Below are 16,576 nucleotides of genomic sequence, written 5' to 3' on the forward strand. Positions count from 1 at the left end.
CTCTCCCGGGTCAGGTCTTGCTGCGGTTGTCGACGACGCGCTTGGCCTTGCCCTGGCTGCGCTCGACGGACCCTGGGTCGCCTACAATGATCTCGGTTGAAACGCCAACCATATCCTTGATCCGCTTGGTCAGCATCCGCGCCGCTGCGGTTTTGCTCAACTCGTCAGTGGCATCCGGATTGGCCTCCACAAACACCCGCATCGCGTCCATGCGGCCGGATTTGTACAGCTCGATCTGATAGTAAGGCGCGAGGCCCCCGGTCGCCAGCAGCTGCTCCTCCACCTGGCTGGGGAAGACGTTGACACCGCGCAGGATGATCATGTCGTCGCTGCGGCCGGTGATCTTCTCCATCCGCCGCATCGAGCGCGCGGTGCCCGGCAGCAGCCGGGTCAGATCGCGGGTGCGGTAGCGGACCATCGGCAGGCCTTCCTTGGTCAGCGTGGTGAACACCAGCTCGCCCAGCTCCCCGTCCGGCAGCACTTCGCCGGTCTGCGGGTCGATGATCTCCGGCAGGAAGTGGTCCTCCCAGATCACCGGGCCGTCCTTGGTCTCAACGCATTCGTTGGCGACACCCGGCCCCATAATCTCGGACAGGCCATAAATATCGACCGCATGCATATCAAAGGCGTCTTCAACTTCCTTGCGCATTGCGTCAGTCCAGGGTTCAGCCCCGAAAACGCCAACCTTCAGCGAGCACTCGCGCGGGTCCATGCCGACCTTGTGGTACTGCTCCAGGATGTTGAGCATGTAGGAGGGCGTCACCATGATACCGTCGGGTTTGAAGTCGGTGATCAGGCCAACCTGCTTCTCGGTCTGACCGCCCGACATCGGAACGACAGTCGCCCCCAGCCGTTCGATCCCGTAGTGCGCGCCGAGGCCGCCGGTGAACAGACCATAGCCATAGGCGTTATGCACCATGTCGCCCTTGCGCAGGCCAGATGCCCGCAGGGACCGCGCCACCAGATCCGCCCAGTTCGAAATATCATTGGCAGTGTAACCCACCACCGTCGGCTTGCCGGTGGTGCCGGAGGACGCGTGCAGACGGATGATTTCACTGCGCGGCACCGCAAACAGCCCAAAGGGGTAATTGTCCCGCAAGTCGTTCTTGTAGGTGAAGGGGAACTTGGCCAGGTCCTTCAGTTCCTGCAGGTCGTCCGGATGCACACCTGCCTCGTCGAACCGCTGCTTGTACATCGGCACGTTGTCATAGGCGTGGCGCAGCGACCACTTCAGCCGCTCCAGCTGCAAGCTGCGGATTTCGTCGATCGAGGCAATCTCGATTGGGTCCAATTCACCCTTCTTGGGGCTCAGGTCTTCCATGGCGTCCTCCACACCTTATTCTTCAAACAACTGGCCTTTGACCGCCCGGGAGAAGCCCCGGAACTCGGCAATCTGCTGGCCGTCCTGGTTGGTCACTGTCACGTCGTAAATACCGCTGCGCCCGGTCAGGGAAATCTCGCGGGCCGTGGCAATCAGCTTGTCGCCCAGCCGTCCCGGCGCGGTGAAGCTGATCACGTTGTGCTGCGCCACGGTGGCCTGATTGCGGCTGTTGCAGGCAAAGGCAAAGGCGCTGTCGGCCAGCATGAAGGTCACACCGCCATGGCAGATGCCATGCCCGTTGCAATGGTGCTGGGCGATGGTTAGCTCCAGCGTGGCCTCACCCTCGTCCACATGGGTGATCTCCATACCCGCCCATTTGGACGCGTGGTCGTCCGCCCACATAGCGGCGGCGGATTTCTGGGCGCGTTCTTTCGGGGTCATGGTCACTTGCCCTTGAACGCGGGGGCGCGCTTTTCCAGAAAGCTGGCCACGCCCTCGGCGTAGTCCGCGCTTTCGCCGCAGGTCTTCATCGCGTCCGCCTCGATCTCCAGCTGGTCGGACAGCGTGTTGACCGCCGCGGCTTGGATGCACTGTTTGGTCAGCCCCAGACCCAGCGTCGGGCCGTTGGCGAATCTCTCAGCCATCGCACGCGCCTCTGCCATCAGTTCGTCATCCGGCAGCGCCTTCCAGATCAGGCCCCAGTCCTCGGCCTTCTTCGCAGGCAGCGGCTCTGCGGTCAGCGCCAGCCCCTTGGCGCGGGCCTCGCCCAGAAGCCGCGGCAGATGCCAGCTGCCGCCGGTGTCCGGGATCAGGCCAACCTTGGAAAACGACTGGATGAACTTGGCGCTTTCCGACGCCAGCACCATGTCGCAGGCCAGCGCCAGATTGGCACCCGCCCCTGCGGCCACACCGTTCACCGCGCAGATCACCGGGAAGTTCAATTCGCGGATCAGCCGCACCAGCGGCGCGTAGAATTTGCGCACCGTCTGGCTCAGGTCCGGCGGCCCGTCCATCTTGCGCGGGTCGCGGTCGCCCAGATCCTGGCCGGCGCAAAAGCCGCGCCCGGCGCCGGTCAGCAGCACCGCGCGGGCGCCGCCGTCGCGGGCGGCCTCCAGCGCGCCGCGCAAGGCGTTGTGCATCTCCTCGTTGAAACTGTTCAGCCGGTCCGGGCGGTTCAGGGTGATCTCCACCCAGGTGCCGTGGTCCTCAACCAGAATCGTATCGCTCATCGCTCCCTCACCCTGTCAGCGGTGCATTTGACAAACTTCTTGCATAAACCGACCGGACGGTCAATATATCTCAGCATCGGATTCCAGCCAGCCGGCCCCGCGCCGGCCTGATGAAAAGGACAGCATCATGAGCCTTCTTGAGATTTCCAGCTTTGCAGCGGGTCAATGGGTCGCACCGGGCGCAGGCGCCCGCAACATAGCCAGCGCCATCACCGGCGAGGTGATTGCGTCAGCGGGCAATGACGCGCTCGACGTGCAAGGAATGCTCGACTACGCCCGCGCGGTGGGCGGTGCCAACCTGCGCAAGCTGACCTTCCACGACCGCGCCCGGATGCTGAAGGCGCTGGCAGGCCACCTGAACCAGCACAAGCAGGCGCTTTATGATCTGTCGTTCAACACCGGCGCCACCCAGTCCGACCACATGATCGACATCGACGGCGGCATCGGCACCATGTTTGTCTTTGCCTCCAAGGGCCGCCGCGAAATGCCGGATGCCCATGTCTACCTTGACGGCGATGTGGAACAGCTCTCCCGCAACGGCACCTTCCTGGGCCAGCACATCTGCACCCCACTTCGCGGCGTTGCGGTGCACATCAACGCCTTCAACTTCCCGGTCTGGGGCATGCTGGAAAAACTCGCCCCCACCCTGTTGGCAGGCGTACCGGCCATCGTGAAACCGGCCACCAACAGCTGCTATGTGACCGAACTGGCAGTGAAACTGATGCTCGACAGCGGCATCCTGCCCGAGGGCGCGCTGCAGCTGGTCTCCGGCGGCCTCGGCGACATGCTGGATCATCTGACCATGCAGGACGTGGTCAGCTTCACCGGCTCCGCCAGCACCGCGCTGAAACTGCGCGCGAACCCGGTGATCCTGGAAAACTCGGTCCGTTTCGTCGCCGAACAGGACAGCCTCAACGCGTCTATCCTCGGCCCCGAAGCGCAGCCCGGCACGCCGGAGTTTGACCTCTTCGTCAAGGAAGTCAGCCGCGAGATGACCACCAAGGCGGGCCAGAAATGCACCGCCATCCGCCGCATCATCGCACCGCAGGCACAGGTGGACGCAGTGATCGAGGCACTCTCTACCCGCCTGGCGAAAACCCAGATCGGCGACCCGCGCCTGGAAACCACCCGCATGGGCGCGCTGGTCTCGGGCAGCCAGAAACGCGACGTGCTGGAAAAGGCCGCGATCATCGGCCAGGAAGCAGAACGCGTCTTTGGCGACCCGGACAGCTTCACCGTCGACGGCGCCGACGCCGACAAAGGCGCCTTTGTGCCGCCGATGCTGTTCCACTGCGCCGATCCGGACAACGCACAGCGCGTGCACGATACCGAGGCCTTCGGTCCCGTCTCCACCATCATGGGCTACCGCGACCTGGGCCACGCCATTGATCTGGCCAACCGCGGCCAGGGCTCGCTGGTGGCCTCTGTCATCACCCACGATCCGGCTGTTGCCCGCGAGGTCGCCATTGGCGCCGGCGCCTATCACGGCCGCCTCTACTTCAACAACCGCGACTCGATGAAGGAATCGACCGGCCACGGCTCCCCCCTGCCCCACATGGTGCATGGCGGCCCGGGCCGCGCCGGCGGCGGCGAGGAGATGGGCGGCGTGCGCGGCGTCAAACACTACATGCAGCGCACCGCCATCCAGGGCTCGCCCGACATCCTGTCCGCGATTGGCGAGAAATGGGTCCCCGGCGGCACCGAGATCGAAGGCCCCGCGCATCCCTTCACCCGCAAGTTCGGCGAGCTGTCCATCGGCGAGACCCTGCACACCGCCCCGCGCACCGTCACGCTGGAGGATATCGAGACCTTCGCCCATTTCACCGGCGACACCTTCTATGCCCACATGGACGACGCAGCCGCCAAACGAAACCCGTTCTTCCCGGGCCGTGTCGCCCATGGCTACCTGCTCCTATCCTTTGCCGCGGGCATGTTCGTGCAGCCGGACGAGGGCCCGGTTCTGGCCAACACCGGCCTCGACAACCTGCGCTTCATGAAACCGATTTCAGCAGGCGAAAGCATCAAGGTCCGCCTCACGGTCAAGAAGAAGACCCCCCGCAACGAGGAATACGGCGAGGTGCGCTGGCACGTCACCCTCACCAACCAGGACGGCGAGATCGCGGCAGAGTATGAACTGCTGACCATGAACGCCTTCTGAGCTTGTGCAAAAGTGGTAGGCAGCGGTAACGCTGCCGCACGCCCGGACTGGTCTAACCAGTCCGGGCGAACTATGTTTATCCCCATGAACGAACAGCATAACCCCTGGTTTGACGCCACCGTCCAGCAGCTGAACGACCCGCAGAACCAGCGGGTCTGGTCGGTCATCGTGTCGCTGTTCGGCGATCTGGCCCAGGACAAGGGCGCCCAGATCAGCGGCGGTGCGCTCACCCGCATCATCACCCCGATGGGGATCAAGCCCGAGGCGATCCGGGTAGCCTTGCACCGGCTGCGCAAGGACGGCTGGATCGAAAGCGAGCGCGCAGGCCGCGCCTCGGTGCATTACCTGACGGAATACGGCCGCAACCAATCCGCAGCCGTCACCCCGCGGATCTATGAACGCGACGCCGCAGCCCCGGGTGAATGGCACCTGCTGATCGCCGAGGACGGTGCCGGTCAGGCCACCTTGGATGAGGTGCTGCTGCTGCCCAGCTATGTGGCGGTGAACCGCACAACCGCCCTGGGCCGCGGCCCGATGCCGCGAAGCCTGGATGACCTGCTTGCAGCCGGCGTCAGCTCCATCGCGGTGCCGGACTGGCTCAAGACACGCCTGTTTCCGGATCACCTGTGCGATGCCTGCGCAGCCCTGCAGCAGGACCTGCAAAAAATCTCTTCGCCGCCCACGGGCCTGACACCTGCGCAGACCGGCACCCTGAGAACTCTGATTGTGCACCGCTGGCGCCGCGTGGTGCTGCGCCACCCGGACCTGCCGCCGGGCTTCCACCCTGCGGACTGGACCGGTGAATCCTGCCGCGGACTGGTGTTTTCCCTGCTGGACCAGCTGCCGCGGCCGGATCTGACGGCCCTCGACGGCCTGTCCGAATAACCAAGCCGCCACTGACCCGCCCGCGCCGCGGCAGCGTCAGTGACCGGCCGCAACTAGGCCAACAGACCTGTAAGCAATTGAATTTTCTATGCCAATTCCAGAAGCCGGAAAAATCTCGGAAGAATCCGGGATTCTTCCGCTTTTCTGCTTGACCCGGCTGGCGGCATTCCGTAAATCGCCTCCACACAGAGCGGCGGAGTAGCTCAGTTGGTTAGAGCAGCGGAATCATAATCCGCGTGTCGGGGGTTCAAGTCCCTCCTCCGCTACCACCCTTCCCCATATATTCGGATCAGCTGGAAACATCGGCACCCAAGCGGCCTTTGATTTCAACCTGCTTGCAACCGGCCCCGAAAACCCCGTTCGTGAATGCGGTCCAGTCCAGGCGATTACCGGATCACGGCGCAGAGCGTCTTCCACGGCGCCGGGCTGCCGCTGTTTCGCCGTTTGGCTTGCACTCCGAAATTCAACCCGTCCCGGGTGCACTCAAGGATTCCCAGTCCAGGCCAAACTTGTGCAGGTATTTCCGCAGCCGGTCGGCGTCATTCTGGGTCTTTCGCTTGCGCCGCGACGCTGAAAAAAGGGTGCGCCCAGCCGCGCTCAGGCTTGTCGATGCCCGGCAAACACGCACAACTTTGGCCAGTTGAACCATGTCGAACGGATCAATGTCCGCTGCAGCTGCGCCCAAAACCTGCTCCACCAGCCGCACATCGGTATCGGAACTGGAAGCCTGCCAGTCCGTTTGCAGCCTGAGCATTTCGCCCTCGACCATCGCGCGGGTGATCCTGCCGCGGGGCGCCAGGGTGCACAGGCGCCGGACCGACCCGCTGAAATCGCGGAAATTTGCCGGCCAAAGCGTCGCCGGATCCTGGGCGAAGCGAAGGAATTTTTCCCGTGCATCCGCGTTGAAGCCGACCTGCGTGCCCAGTGCCCGTTCTGACCGCACAAGTTCAAAAGCCAGATTGGCCTCGATGTCCTCCCGGCGCGCGCGCAGCGGCGGCAGGCTGAAGCGCCACATGCTCAGCCGCGCCAGCAGATCAGACCGGAACTTCCCGGCGGCAGAAAGGCTGCGCAGGTCACGGCTGGCACCAGCGATCACCTGAAAGCGGCTTGAGACCTCGTGGTCTGACCCCAGCGGGTAATAGCGCCCGGTTTCCAGGGCATGCAGCAGGATGGCCTGCATGCTGAGGTTCAATTCATCCACCTCATCCAGAAACAGCATCCCGCCATCCGCCTCGCGCAGCAGCCCGCTGCGCTCAGACCCGGCCTGGCCCAGGTAGCTGCGGCGCTGGCCAAACAGCGTTGCAACCGCGTCAGGTCCGTTCAGGGTCGCGCAATTGACATGCACCAGCCGTCCTTTCACCCGGCGGCGGTCCAGCTTCAGGTTATAGATGCGCTCTGCCAGTTCGCTCTTGCCGGTGCCGGTTTCACCCAGCAGCAGAATCGGCTCATCGGAACTGCCCGCCACCAGTTCAACCTGGTCAATCAGGGCGTTATAGGCCGGGTTCCGGGTCTCGATCCCGCCCTTCAGCTGATCGCTGTATTCCCGTGACAGCTGGTCGAACCGCTGCTGCAGGGCGTTGTAGCGGCTGAGATCCAGATCGATGATGTCGAACTTTGCCGCGGTGTCCTCCGGACCTGGCGGGCCGGTCTGAACAAGCCTTGCCGGCACATGGCGGCTTTCCGTCAGCAGGAACCAGCAGATCTGCGCCACATGGGTGCCGGTGGTCAGATGCACATGATATTTTTCGCGGTCCTCGTCAAACCCGTATCCCCGGGCGAAATCAAACAGCTTGCCGTAGACCTCCTGAAAATCCCAGGGGTCGTTCAGGTTCAGCTCCTGCAGCAGCACCTCCGTGCCCGGCGACGCGTCCTCGACCTCGCGCTTCACCTGATGGGCAAGGCGGTTGAACTTGATGTCAAACAGCAGTTCCAGCCGGTCCACGCGGAAGCTGCCGTGTTCAACCAGGCTCAGCGTCGGGCGCCAGCGCCGTTTCTTGCCCATGTCGAGCTGCGTTCCAAGAAAGCCGATGACGACATTCCGCATTCACTTATCCATTCAGATAAATCCTTATATCTACAGATAGTATGACCGGAGACTTATTTCCGCAACAATCCAATTATCCATTCATTATCAGCACACTACGTGGATTTCCCAATTTTCTCGATCGCCACCTCCACGCATGGCAAAACAATTCCACAAACAGAGAAGGACGAGGAAAATGGCAAACAAATCCGTGTTTGCATCGCTGAGGGGCCGGCTGCAGCCGAAAGTGGACGCTAAAAACGCCGCAGGCGCACCGGCCTACGCCCACACTGACGAACAGGCGCTGGCGCAGGCGGCCATGACCGGCACCTTCGGCGGCCTGTTCTACCAGGACGCCCAGGCGGAGCTGGAGTTTGCCCTCGCCGCGGCTGAGGCCGTCCCGGCAGAGTTCCTGGCCCGGACCGCTGTCTATGCCCGCACCCAAGGGCACATGAAGGACATGCCGGCGGTGCTGCTGGCCGTACTGGCGCGCCGCAACCCGGTGCTGTTCCGCGCGGTTTTCGGCCGGGTGGTGGACAACGGCAAGATGCTGTGCAGCTTCGTGCAGGTGGTCCGCTCCGGCCAGACGGGGCGCAAGTCGCTGGGCTCCGCGCCCAAGGCGATGGTGCAGGACTGGCTGAACACAGCGTCCGAGCGGGCGCTGCTGCAGGCCAATATCGGCAACAACCCGTCGCTGGCGGATGTGATCCGGATGGTGCACCCGAAACCGGCAACCCCGGAGCGGGAGGCGCTGTTCGCCTGGATCGTCGGGCGGCCGTGCAATGCGGCACGGCTGCCGCAGGTGGTGCAGGACTGGATGGTGTTCAAGGAAACCGGCCAGGGGCCGGTGCCGGATGTGCCGTTCCAGATGCTGACCCAGCTGCCGCTGACACCGCAGCACTGGGCGCAGATCGCCCGCCAGGGCTCGTGGCAGATGGTGCGGCAGAACCTCAACACCTTCCACCGCCGCGGTGTGTTCGAGGTGCGCAAGAACGCGGACCGCGTTGCGGCCCTGCTGCGCGCACCCAAGGCAATCGCCAGGGCACGGGTGCTCCCGTACCAGCTGATGGCGGCGGCGCAGAACGTTGTGCCGGATATGCCGCCTCAGATCGTGGATGCGCTGCATGACGCGATGGAGATTGCGGTCTCCAATGTGCCCCAGGTGGCGGGCCAGGTTGTGGTGTGCCCGGATGTGTCCGGCTCGATGACCTGGCCGGTAACGGGCCACCGCCCGGGGGCGGCTTCGGTGGTGCGTCACGTGGACGTGGCCGCCCTGGTTGCCGCGGCCTTTGCCCGGGTGAACCGCGGCTGCCAGGTGCTGCCGTTCGATCTGGAAGTGCGCGATGTGCGGCTTCAGGCGCGCGATACGGTGCTGACCAATGCCGAGCGGCTCGCCGCACTGGCAGGCGGCGGGACCAACTGTTCGGCGCCGCTGAAATGGCTGAACAGCCGCGGCCGGGCGCCGGATCTGGTGGTCTTTGTCTCCGACAACCAGTCGTGGGCAGATGCCCGCGGCGGACGTCAGGGCACAGCGATGATGCAGGAATGGGAGCTGATCAAGCTTCGCAATCCCAAGGCCAAACTGGCCTGCATCGACATCGCGCCCTACGGCACCACCCAGGCGCAGACGCGCAGGGATGTGCTGAACATCGGCGGCTTCTCGGATGCGGTGTTCGGCCAGATTGCCGACTTCGCCGCAGGCCGGACCGGCCCGGACCATTGGGTTGGCGAGATCGCAAAGATCGCATTGTAACAAACCGGTCAGGTGGACCGCCTGCCTGACCGGGCCTGAAATTGGAATGAAAGGATACCCCTGGCGAATGCCGGCGGAACTACAGAGCTGATAACTCCCTTGTCGCGGGTTCGAATCCCGCCGCGCCAGCCAATCAAGTGATGGCGCGTAGCTCAGTCTGGTAGAGCAGGAATGTTTCGCCCCGGCCGTGCTTTGCACGCAAACACGGCCACCTTGTCGCCAGGGACCAAATAAAATGCAGGAGGAATGCCTGTGGGACTACATCTGGTGCTGCCTGTTCGATTCAGGCTCGCCCTTCGGGGTTAGAATGTCCCGCACCCCTTTGTCCTCCTGACCCGAATTGAAAGGAAAGCCCCGGCGAATGCCGAAGGAACTACAAGGCACTTCACCTCCGGAACGGCCGAGCGGGTTCAACTCCCCTCCTTGCCGGCGCCCAGACGGAAAACGCATCTGCCCATTCAGATGCGGGGCGGGCCTCCGGGTTGTTTCTTCCCCCTTGTCGCCGGGGCCATTGTCAGAGTGAGATAACGGTATGACCAATGACGCGACCTACGACCCCGTTACCGGGGCGCATCTGAAGGACTGGGGCCACCGCCCCGGCAAACAGTTCCCGGCCCTGCTGGAGAAGGCCAACGCACTGCGGGCCGAAGGCTTTGGCCTGGTCCGCATCCGCCAGGAACTGGAAGGCGAGATCCCGCCGCAGCCGGCCACCCTGAGCCTGCGCGCCCGTGGCGAGGTGCCGTTTGAGGAAAACATCACCGCTGCGCACCCGGACGAGGAAACCAACGTGGCCCAGGTCCGCGCCACCATGACAGAGCTGATGCGCACCCCGACGATCGACGCCGGTGCCATCATGCCGGACGCCTGCCCGGCCGGCCCGGTGGGGACAATCCCGGTCGGCGGCATTGCCGCTGCGCGGAACGCCATCCATCCTGGGATGCATTCGGCGGACATCTGCTGTTCCGTTATGATCACCGATCTGGGCAACGCAGACCCCAAGGCGGTGCTGGACGCCGCCCAGTCGGTTACCCATTTCGGACCCGGCGGGCGGCCGCAGGGCAAGCGGTTCACCACCTCGCTCAAGCTGCTGGACGCGTTCCGCGAAAACCCTTTTCTGGACAACCCCAAGTCGCTGCGCATGGCGCAGGAGCACATGGGAACCCAGGGCGACGGCAACCACTTCCTGTTTGTGGGCCGCTCGCGCAAGACCGGCCGCACCGCGATTGTGACCCATCACGGCTCGCGCGGGCCGGGGGCCGTGCTCTACAAGAACGGCATGGCGGTGGCGGAGCGCTTCCGCAAAGAGCTGTCGCCGGAAACCGCCAAGCAGAACGCCTGGATCCCTGCGGACACGCAGGAGGGCCGCGACTACTGGGAAGCGCTGCAGCTGATCCGCAAATGGACCAAGGCCAACCATAACGCCATTCATCAGGCGACGGTGGAGGCCGCCCGGACAGGCGACGTCGGCGACCGCTACTGGAACGAACATAACTTCGTTTTCAAACGCGGTGATCTCTACTACCACGGCAAGGGTGCGACCCCCGCCTGGGGGGATTACGCCGCTGATGCCACCGGCCTCACGCTGATTCCGCTGAACATGTCGGAACCGGTGCTGGTGGCCCGCGGCAAGGATGCGGCCCGCGGCCTGGGCTTCAGCCCGCATGGCGCGGGGCGGAATTTTTCCCGCTCCGAGCACAAGCGCCGGATGGGGTCCGTGACGCCGGAACAGATGCTGCAGGCCGAGACCGAAGGCCTGGACATCCGCTTTCATGCCGGCGGGGTTGACGCCTCGGAGCTGCCGTCGAGCTACAAGAAGGCGCAGAGCGTTGTCGATCAGATCAAATCCTACGATCTGGCCGAAATTGAGGACTACATCGACCCTTACGGCTGCATCATGGCCGGCGATGTGCCGCCGTTCTGGAAGAACCGGAAGAAAGGCCGGCGATAGGCCCTAATCCCGACAGGCACCGCCCTGGCCGCTGGCCTAGGGCGGACGCCTCAGAACGGCCGCTCCTGATGCGGTGATTTACCAAAGTAACGGCGGTAGACCTTGGCGAAATGGGTCTGGCTGTTAAAGCCCGCCGCCAGCGCCACGTCGATTATCCGCATGTTGGTCTGCAGCAGCAGGCTGCGCGCATAGTCCAGCCGCAGCTTGGTGTAGTAGACCTTGGGCGTGGTCTGCAGATACTTGGAAAACAGCCGCTCCAACTGACGTACCGACAGGCCGACCAGATCAGCAATGCCGCCGGGGGTTAGCGGCTCTTCCAGGTTGCTGCGCATCAGCCCCAGCGCCGCGGCCAGTTTTTCGTGCCGAACGCCTGCGCGCCCGAATTCGGAAACCGTCTGGTCTTGACTGCCCTTGCGGGCCGAGGAACAAACCATCAGATCCGCCGCCGCGGTCGCCGCATCAGCCCCGTGATGATCCGAAATCAGGTTCAGCATCATGTCGACCGTGGCTGTGCCGCCGGCGCAGGTGATCAGTTTGCCGTCGATGGTGAAAAGCGAGTTTTTCACTTCCACGTCCGGGTGCATCTCAGCCAGCGTCGCGCGCTGCGCCCAATGGGCTGAGGCCTGACGCCCAGCCAGCAGACCGGCCCGTGCCAGCGCCATGATGCCTCCGCCCAGCGCCGCCATGGGCAGCCCCATCCGCTGCGCCTTCCGAAGCCAGCCCAGCACCTTCAGCGAGATCCCCGGCTCCACCCCCTGGCCGCCGCAGACAAACACCATGCTGCCGCGCGCCAATTCCGGCAGGCCGCCATCGACGGCCACACCCAGCCCGTTCGGGGCGGTGACCGCCTGCCCGTCCTCGCTGACCACGCGCCAGTCATAGCGCGCAGTCCCGCCATGTGTATTCGCAGCCTCCAGCGCCGCCACCGCGCTGGACAGATCCAGCGGCGAAAAGGTCGGTAGCAGCAGGAAGATGCAGCGGCAGGCCGGCACGGCCTCAGCCGCTTCGGGGAGCGTCCGCATGGGTTTGGTCATGGCTTCCGCTCCCCCGTCCCGGATCAGGCGCGCATATTGGCGCCGTTGGCGTCATAGATCGGCGCGCCCAGAACCTCGGCGTCATACATCTCGCCCAGGATCTCCACCTGCAGCCCGGTGCCGGCCGCGGCGTGCTCCGCCGAAACATAGCCCATCGCCATCGACGTCTTTGCGTGATGCGCATAGCCGCCGGAGGAGATGTAGCCAACGGCCTCGCCGTCCTTCAGGATCGCTTCGTCGTTGGAGACATCAATGCCATCCACGTCGATGGTCATGGTGACCAGCTTGCGGCTCGGACCGGCCTCGCGGGCCTTCAGCGCGGCCTCCTTGCCGACGAAATCCTTCTTCCAGTTGATGAAGACATCCATGCCGCTCTCCGCCGCATCGAAATCCGGGCGGAAGTCCAGCGTCCACACACCCCAGCCCTTTTCCAGCCGCATCGACATCAGCGCCCGCGCCCCGTACCAGCGGTAGCCCAGATCGGCGCCCGCCTCCTCGATCGCCTCCGCCAGGCGCAGCAGATACTGCGGCTTGCAGTAGATCTCGTATCCCAGCTCACCCGAGAAGCTGATCCGGTTCAGGATCACCGGCACGCCGCCCACGAAGGTCTGGCGCAGGTCGCGGAACTTGAACGCCTCGCCCGATACATCCTCGCGGGTGATCCGCTGCAGCAGTTCCCGCGACTTCGGCCCCGACAGGGCAATCCCGTGCCAGTCGTCGGAGACGTTCTGGTACGACACATCCGCGGGCAGGTCCTTCTCGAACCAGCGGCGGTGCGCCTCCTGCATCGCGCCGGAGCCGAACAGCATGAAGTGATCCTCCCCCAGGCAGGCCACGGTCAGATCGCCATAAAGCTTGCCCTTCGGCGTCAGCATCGGCGTCAGCGTCAGACGGCCCGGTTTCGGCACATAACCGGCCAGCACCCGGTCCAGATAGGCGCGCGCGCCCGCGCCCTTGAACTCATGCTTGGCAAAGTTGGCAACCTCGATGCCGCCCACAGCCTCGCGCACCGCCTTGACCTCGCGCGCCACATAATCGTGGCTGCGGTTGCGCTCAAACGTCGGCTCTTCATGGGCGTCCTCCGGCCCGTCGGCAAACCACAGCGCGTTCTCCAGGCCAAAGCCCTGGCCCATCCGCGCGCCCTTGGCGACCAGCCGGTCATAGAGAGCAGTCGTTTTCTGCATCCGCCCCTTCGGCAGGGTCTCGTTCGGGAAAGTCATTACAAACCGGCGCTCATAGTTCTCGGTCGACTTCACAGTGCCCCAGTCGGGGGTCGCAAACTCGCCGAACCGCGCCACATCCATCGCCCAGACGTCGATGGACGGCTCGCCGTCGATCATCCACTCCGCCATGGTCAGGCCCACACCGCCGCCCTGGCAGAAGCCCGCCATGACGCCGACGGCGCACCAGTAGTTCTTCATGCCCGGAACCGGGCCGATCATCGGGTTGCCGTCGGGGCCGAAGGTGAAGGGCCCGTTGATCATATCCTTGATGCCCGCCTCGCCGATGGCCGGGATACGCTCAAACGACATCTCCAGACGGTCGGCAATGCGGTCCAGATCGGGCTGCAGCAGCTCATGCCCGAAATCCCAGGGCGTGCCATCCACCTTCCAGGGCGTGCCCTTCGGCTCATAGGTGCCCAAGAGCATCCCCTGCCGTTCCTGGCGGAAATAGATGTTCGCCTCATAGTCGATCCCGGCCGGCAGGCGGGTCGGGTGGTTGGCGACCGCGTCGATCTTGTCGGTGATCAGGTAGTGGTGCTCCATCGGCTGCACCGGCAGGTTGACGCCCTGCATATGGCCGACCTCCCGCGCCCAAAGGCCGCCGCAGTTCACGATATGCTCGGCGTTGATGACCCCGCGCGGGGTCACCACGTCCCAGCTGCCGTCGGGGCGCTGGGTGGTACCGGTTACCGGCGTATGGGTGAAATACTGCGCGCCATGCACGCGGGCGGATTTGGCAAAGGCATAGGTCGCACCCGACGGGTCCAGATCGCCGTCCTGATCATCCCACAGCGCCGCGTGGTAATGCTTCGGATCAATCAGCGGGTGGCGTTCCGCCACTTCCTTGGGGCTGATGAATTCCTGGTTCAGCCCCATGTAACGTGCCTTGGAGCGTTCCCGCTTCAGATAGTCATACCAGGTCTTGTTCGACGCCAGATAGAACCCACCAGTGATGTGCAGACCCACCGAGTGGCCCGAGGTCTCCTCGATCTCCTTATAGAGGTCGATGGTATAGCTCTGCAGGCGCGAGATGTTCGGGTCCGACGAAATCGTGTGGATCTGCCCTGCCGCGTGCCAGGAGGAGCCGGAGGTCAGCTCATCCCGTTCCAGCAGCACCACGTCCTTCCAGCCGAACTTGGCCAGGTGGAACAGGATCGAGCAGCCAACCACACCGCCGCCGATGATCACCGCCTTGGCGTGGCTCGGCAGCTTCTTGTCGCCGGTGCTCTCCTCTTTGTGGATGTTGAGCGTCGATTGGGCAAAATTGTCTGACATGGATTTGTCCTCAGATCTGGGGCAAAGCGCGGGAATTGCGGCAAGTGGCACCCAGGGGGTGCACAAGTGGTGTACGGGGGGTGCACAGGGGGTGCCGGGGCAATCCGGCATTTCCTGCATAAGCTGTGGAAATGGGTGAAGAGTTTCTTAACTCAGTACCACGCATCCGGGATCTCCTCCTTGCGGCGGGCGACATAGGCGGCCAGTTCCTCTTTCACCGCCTCATCCATCGGCGGCGCCTGATATTCATCCAGCATCTGGTTCCAGCGTTCATAGGCGCGCTGGCGCATGTCCTTGGACCCGCCCTCTTCCCAGCTCTCGACATTCTCGCTGTCGCTCAGCTTCGGCTCATAAAACGCGGTCTGGTAGTTGCGCATGGTATGGCCGGAGCCCAAGAAATGCCCGCCCGGCGCAACCTCGCCATAGGCATCGCGCGCCATCGCCTCATCGCTGGTATCCAGCCCCTGGCTCAGCACTTTCTGGTAGGAGCCCAGCCGGTCCGCATCCATGATCAGTTTCTCGAACCCGGTGCACAGGCCGCCTTCCAGCCAGCCCGCCGAATGCAGCACATAATTGGCGCCTGCCAGCATGGTGGAATGCATCGAGTCGGCACTTTCATAGGCCGCCTGCGCATCCTCGATCTTGGACGCGGTCAGCGATCCTCCGCAGCGCAAGGGCAACCCGGCCCGGCGGGCAAGCTGGCCGATGGCGTAGTTGGAAATCACCGGCTCCGGCATCCCGAATGTCGGTGCACCGGACTTCAGCGACATCGACGACAGGAAGTTGCCCAGCACAAACGGCGCACCGGGACGGACGATCTGGGCAAAGGCGCAGCACATCATCGCCTCAGCCATCGCCTGCGCAACCGAGGCGGCGGTAGAGACCGGCCCCATGGCACCCGAGAGGATAAAGGGAACAACCACAATTCCCTGATTCCGCCCGCAATAGACTCTGATTGCCTCTGTCACCACCTTGTCCACCAGCAGCGGCGAATTGGTGTTCACATTGCCCATGATCACGCAGTTTTCGTCCATGACGTCCTTGCCAAAGACAATCTCCGCCATGTCCACACTGTCCTGCGCCCGGCTCATCTCGGTGATGGCGCCCAGATGCGGTTTATCGCTCAGCGTCATATGAGCAAACAGCATGTCGAAATGGCGCTTGGAGACCGGCACATCACAGGGCTCGCAGATCACAAACCCGCCGTGATGCAGGTTCGGATGCATGTAGGTGAGCTTCACCAGTTTCTCGAACGCGGCCATGTCGCCATAGCGCCGCCCGCCCTCCAGATCGCGCACAAACGGCGCACCATAGATCGGGGCAAACACCTGGTTGCTGCCACCAATGGTGACAGAGCGCGCCGGGTTGCGGGCCAGCTGGGTGAACTCCCGCGGCGCCTTGGCGCAAAGCGACCGGATCCACTGCGCATCGGCGCGGATCGTGTCACCGTCGATCTTTGCCCCGGCCTCTTTCCAGATCCGCAGCGCCTCCGGATCGTCGCGGAAGGCGATGCCGACCTCCTCGAAAATCCAGTCGACCTGGGCTTCCAGCTTGACCAGCTTTTCCTCGTCCAGCGCGTCAAAGAACGGCAGCGAACGCTGAATCCAGGGCGAAGCCGGAGCGCCGGCGGGGGCAGTGTTTCTGTCACGGGATGCGCGGGCGCGTCGGGCCATGGGGCTCTCCATCTTCAGGCGTTGTGGCACAATAAGACCCGGCGCAGATGTTGT

Annotated in this window: 11 protein-coding genes and 1 tRNA gene; 5 read left to right on the top strand and 7 right to left on the bottom strand. The window is 64.0% G+C overall.

From position 1 onward, the window contains the following. Positions 1-10: 10 nt before the first annotated feature. The 3 genes from paaK to paaG are packed head-to-tail and all read right to left on the bottom strand — an operon-like array spanning position 11 to position 2,550. Positions 11-1,321 carry a phenylacetate--CoA ligase PaaK gene (gene paaK / locus RA21_RS06175; protein ID WP_039147350.1) on the bottom strand — a complete coding sequence of 437 codons (1,311 nt, stop codon included), beginning with the start codon at positions 1,319-1,321 and terminating at the stop codon, positions 11-13. Positions 1,322-1,336: 15 nt separating this feature from the next. Further along, a complete protein-coding gene (paaI, locus tag RA21_RS06180) occupies positions 1,337-1,762 on the bottom strand; it encodes a hydroxyphenylacetyl-CoA thioesterase PaaI (protein ID WP_019297690.1) in 426 nt (141 codons plus the stop codon). 2 nt (positions 1,763-1,764) lie between these two features. Beyond that, entirely contained in the window at positions 1,765-2,550 is a 786-nt protein-coding gene (paaG, locus tag RA21_RS06185; protein WP_039147352.1) for a 2-(1,2-epoxy-1,2-dihydrophenyl)acetyl-CoA isomerase PaaG, read from the bottom strand. Positions 2,551-2,677: 127 nt separating this feature from the next. On the opposite strand from paaG, the gene paaZ reads away from it, so the two are divergent. From paaZ to RA21_RS06200, 3 genes are all read left to right on the top strand, one after another. Beyond that, complete coding sequence (gene paaZ, locus RA21_RS06190; RefSeq protein WP_039147354.1) at positions 2,678-4,708, top strand: phenylacetic acid degradation bifunctional protein PaaZ; 2,031 nt, start codon at positions 2,678-2,680, stop codon at positions 4,706-4,708. An 84-nt stretch (positions 4,709-4,792) separates the two neighbouring features. Continuing rightward, positions 4,793-5,593: a PaaX family transcriptional regulator C-terminal domain-containing protein gene (locus tag RA21_RS06195; protein WP_039147356.1), complete on the top strand. Its 801-nt coding sequence runs from the start codon at positions 4,793-4,795 to the stop codon at positions 5,591-5,593. 192 nt (positions 5,594-5,785) lie between these two features. Next, a tRNA-Met gene (locus tag RA21_RS06200) sits at positions 5,786-5,862 on the top strand. Between the two features lie 194 nt (positions 5,863-6,056). Here RA21_RS06200 and rtcR read toward each other — a convergent pair. Continuing rightward, positions 6,057-7,637 carry an RNA repair transcriptional activator RtcR gene (gene rtcR, locus RA21_RS06205; protein ID WP_039147357.1) on the bottom strand — a complete coding sequence of 527 codons (1,581 nt, stop codon included), beginning with the start codon at positions 7,635-7,637 and terminating at the stop codon, positions 6,057-6,059. A 175-nt stretch (positions 7,638-7,812) separates the two neighbouring features. On the opposite strand from rtcR, the gene RA21_RS06210 reads away from it, so the two are divergent. Together RA21_RS06210 and RA21_RS06220 are read left to right on the top strand one after the other, a co-directional pair. After that, positions 7,813-9,369 (top strand): RNA-binding protein, encoded by a 1,557-nt coding sequence (locus tag RA21_RS06210; RefSeq protein WP_039147359.1) that lies wholly within the window; start codon positions 7,813-7,815, stop codon positions 9,367-9,369. Between the two features lie 532 nt (positions 9,370-9,901). Then, on the top strand, positions 9,902-11,317 hold the full coding sequence (locus RA21_RS06220; RefSeq protein ID WP_039147362.1) for an RtcB family protein: 1,416 nt from the start codon (positions 9,902-9,904) through the stop codon (positions 11,315-11,317). A gap of 50 nt (positions 11,318-11,367) precedes the next feature. On the opposite strand, the gene RA21_RS06225 is transcribed toward RA21_RS06220, so the two are convergent. From RA21_RS06225 to RA21_RS06235, 3 genes are all read right to left on the bottom strand, one after another. Further along, a complete protein-coding gene (locus tag RA21_RS06225) occupies positions 11,368-12,351 on the bottom strand; it encodes a GlxA family transcriptional regulator (protein ID WP_039147365.1) in 984 nt (327 codons plus the stop codon). A gap of 23 nt (positions 12,352-12,374) precedes the next feature. After that, a complete protein-coding gene (locus tag RA21_RS06230; protein ID WP_152610502.1) occupies positions 12,375-14,849 on the bottom strand; it encodes a GcvT family protein in 2,475 nt (824 codons plus the stop codon). A 152-nt stretch (positions 14,850-15,001) separates the two neighbouring features. Then, positions 15,002-16,522 (bottom strand): trimethylamine methyltransferase family protein, encoded by a 1,521-nt coding sequence (locus RA21_RS06235; RefSeq protein WP_039147367.1) that lies wholly within the window; start codon positions 16,520-16,522, stop codon positions 15,002-15,004. Between the last annotated feature and the right edge of the window lie 54 nt (positions 16,523-16,576).

Origin of the sequence: Leisingera sp. ANG-DT (assembly GCF_000813785.1) — a bacterium.
Lineage (GTDB): Bacteria > Pseudomonadota > Alphaproteobacteria > Rhodobacterales > Rhodobacteraceae > Leisingera.

Excerpts from the sequence above, each read along its gene's own strand:
- paaK (WP_039147350.1), bottom strand. The coding sequence starts at position 1,321 with ATGGAAGACCTGAGCCCCAAGAAGGGTGAATTGGACCCAATCGAGATT.
- paaI (WP_019297690.1), bottom strand. The coding sequence starts at position 1,762 with ATGACCCCGAAAGAACGCGCCCAGAAATCCGCCGCCGCTATGTGGGCG.
- paaG (WP_039147352.1), bottom strand. The coding sequence starts at position 2,550 with ATGAGCGATACGATTCTGGTTGAGGACCACGGCACCTGGGTGGAGATC.
- paaZ (WP_039147354.1), top strand. The coding sequence starts at position 2,678 with ATGAGCCTTCTTGAGATTTCCAGCTTTGCAGCGGGTCAATGGGTCGCA.
- RA21_RS06195 (WP_039147356.1), top strand. The coding sequence starts at position 4,793 with ATGAACGAACAGCATAACCCCTGGTTTGACGCCACCGTCCAGCAGCTG.
- rtcR (WP_039147357.1), bottom strand. The coding sequence starts at position 7,637 with ATGCGGAATGTCGTCATCGGCTTTCTTGGAACGCAGCTCGACATGGGC.
- RA21_RS06210 (WP_039147359.1), top strand. The coding sequence starts at position 7,813 with ATGGCAAACAAATCCGTGTTTGCATCGCTGAGGGGCCGGCTGCAGCCG.
- RA21_RS06220 (WP_039147362.1), top strand. The coding sequence starts at position 9,902 with ATGACCAATGACGCGACCTACGACCCCGTTACCGGGGCGCATCTGAAG.
- RA21_RS06225 (WP_039147365.1), bottom strand. The coding sequence starts at position 12,351 with ATGACCAAACCCATGCGGACGCTCCCCGAAGCGGCTGAGGCCGTGCCG.
- RA21_RS06230 (WP_152610502.1), bottom strand. The coding sequence starts at position 14,849 with ATGTCAGACAATTTTGCCCAATCGACGCTCAACATCCACAAAGAGGAG.
- RA21_RS06235 (WP_039147367.1), bottom strand. The coding sequence starts at position 16,522 with ATGGCCCGACGCGCCCGCGCATCCCGTGACAGAAACACTGCCCCCGCC.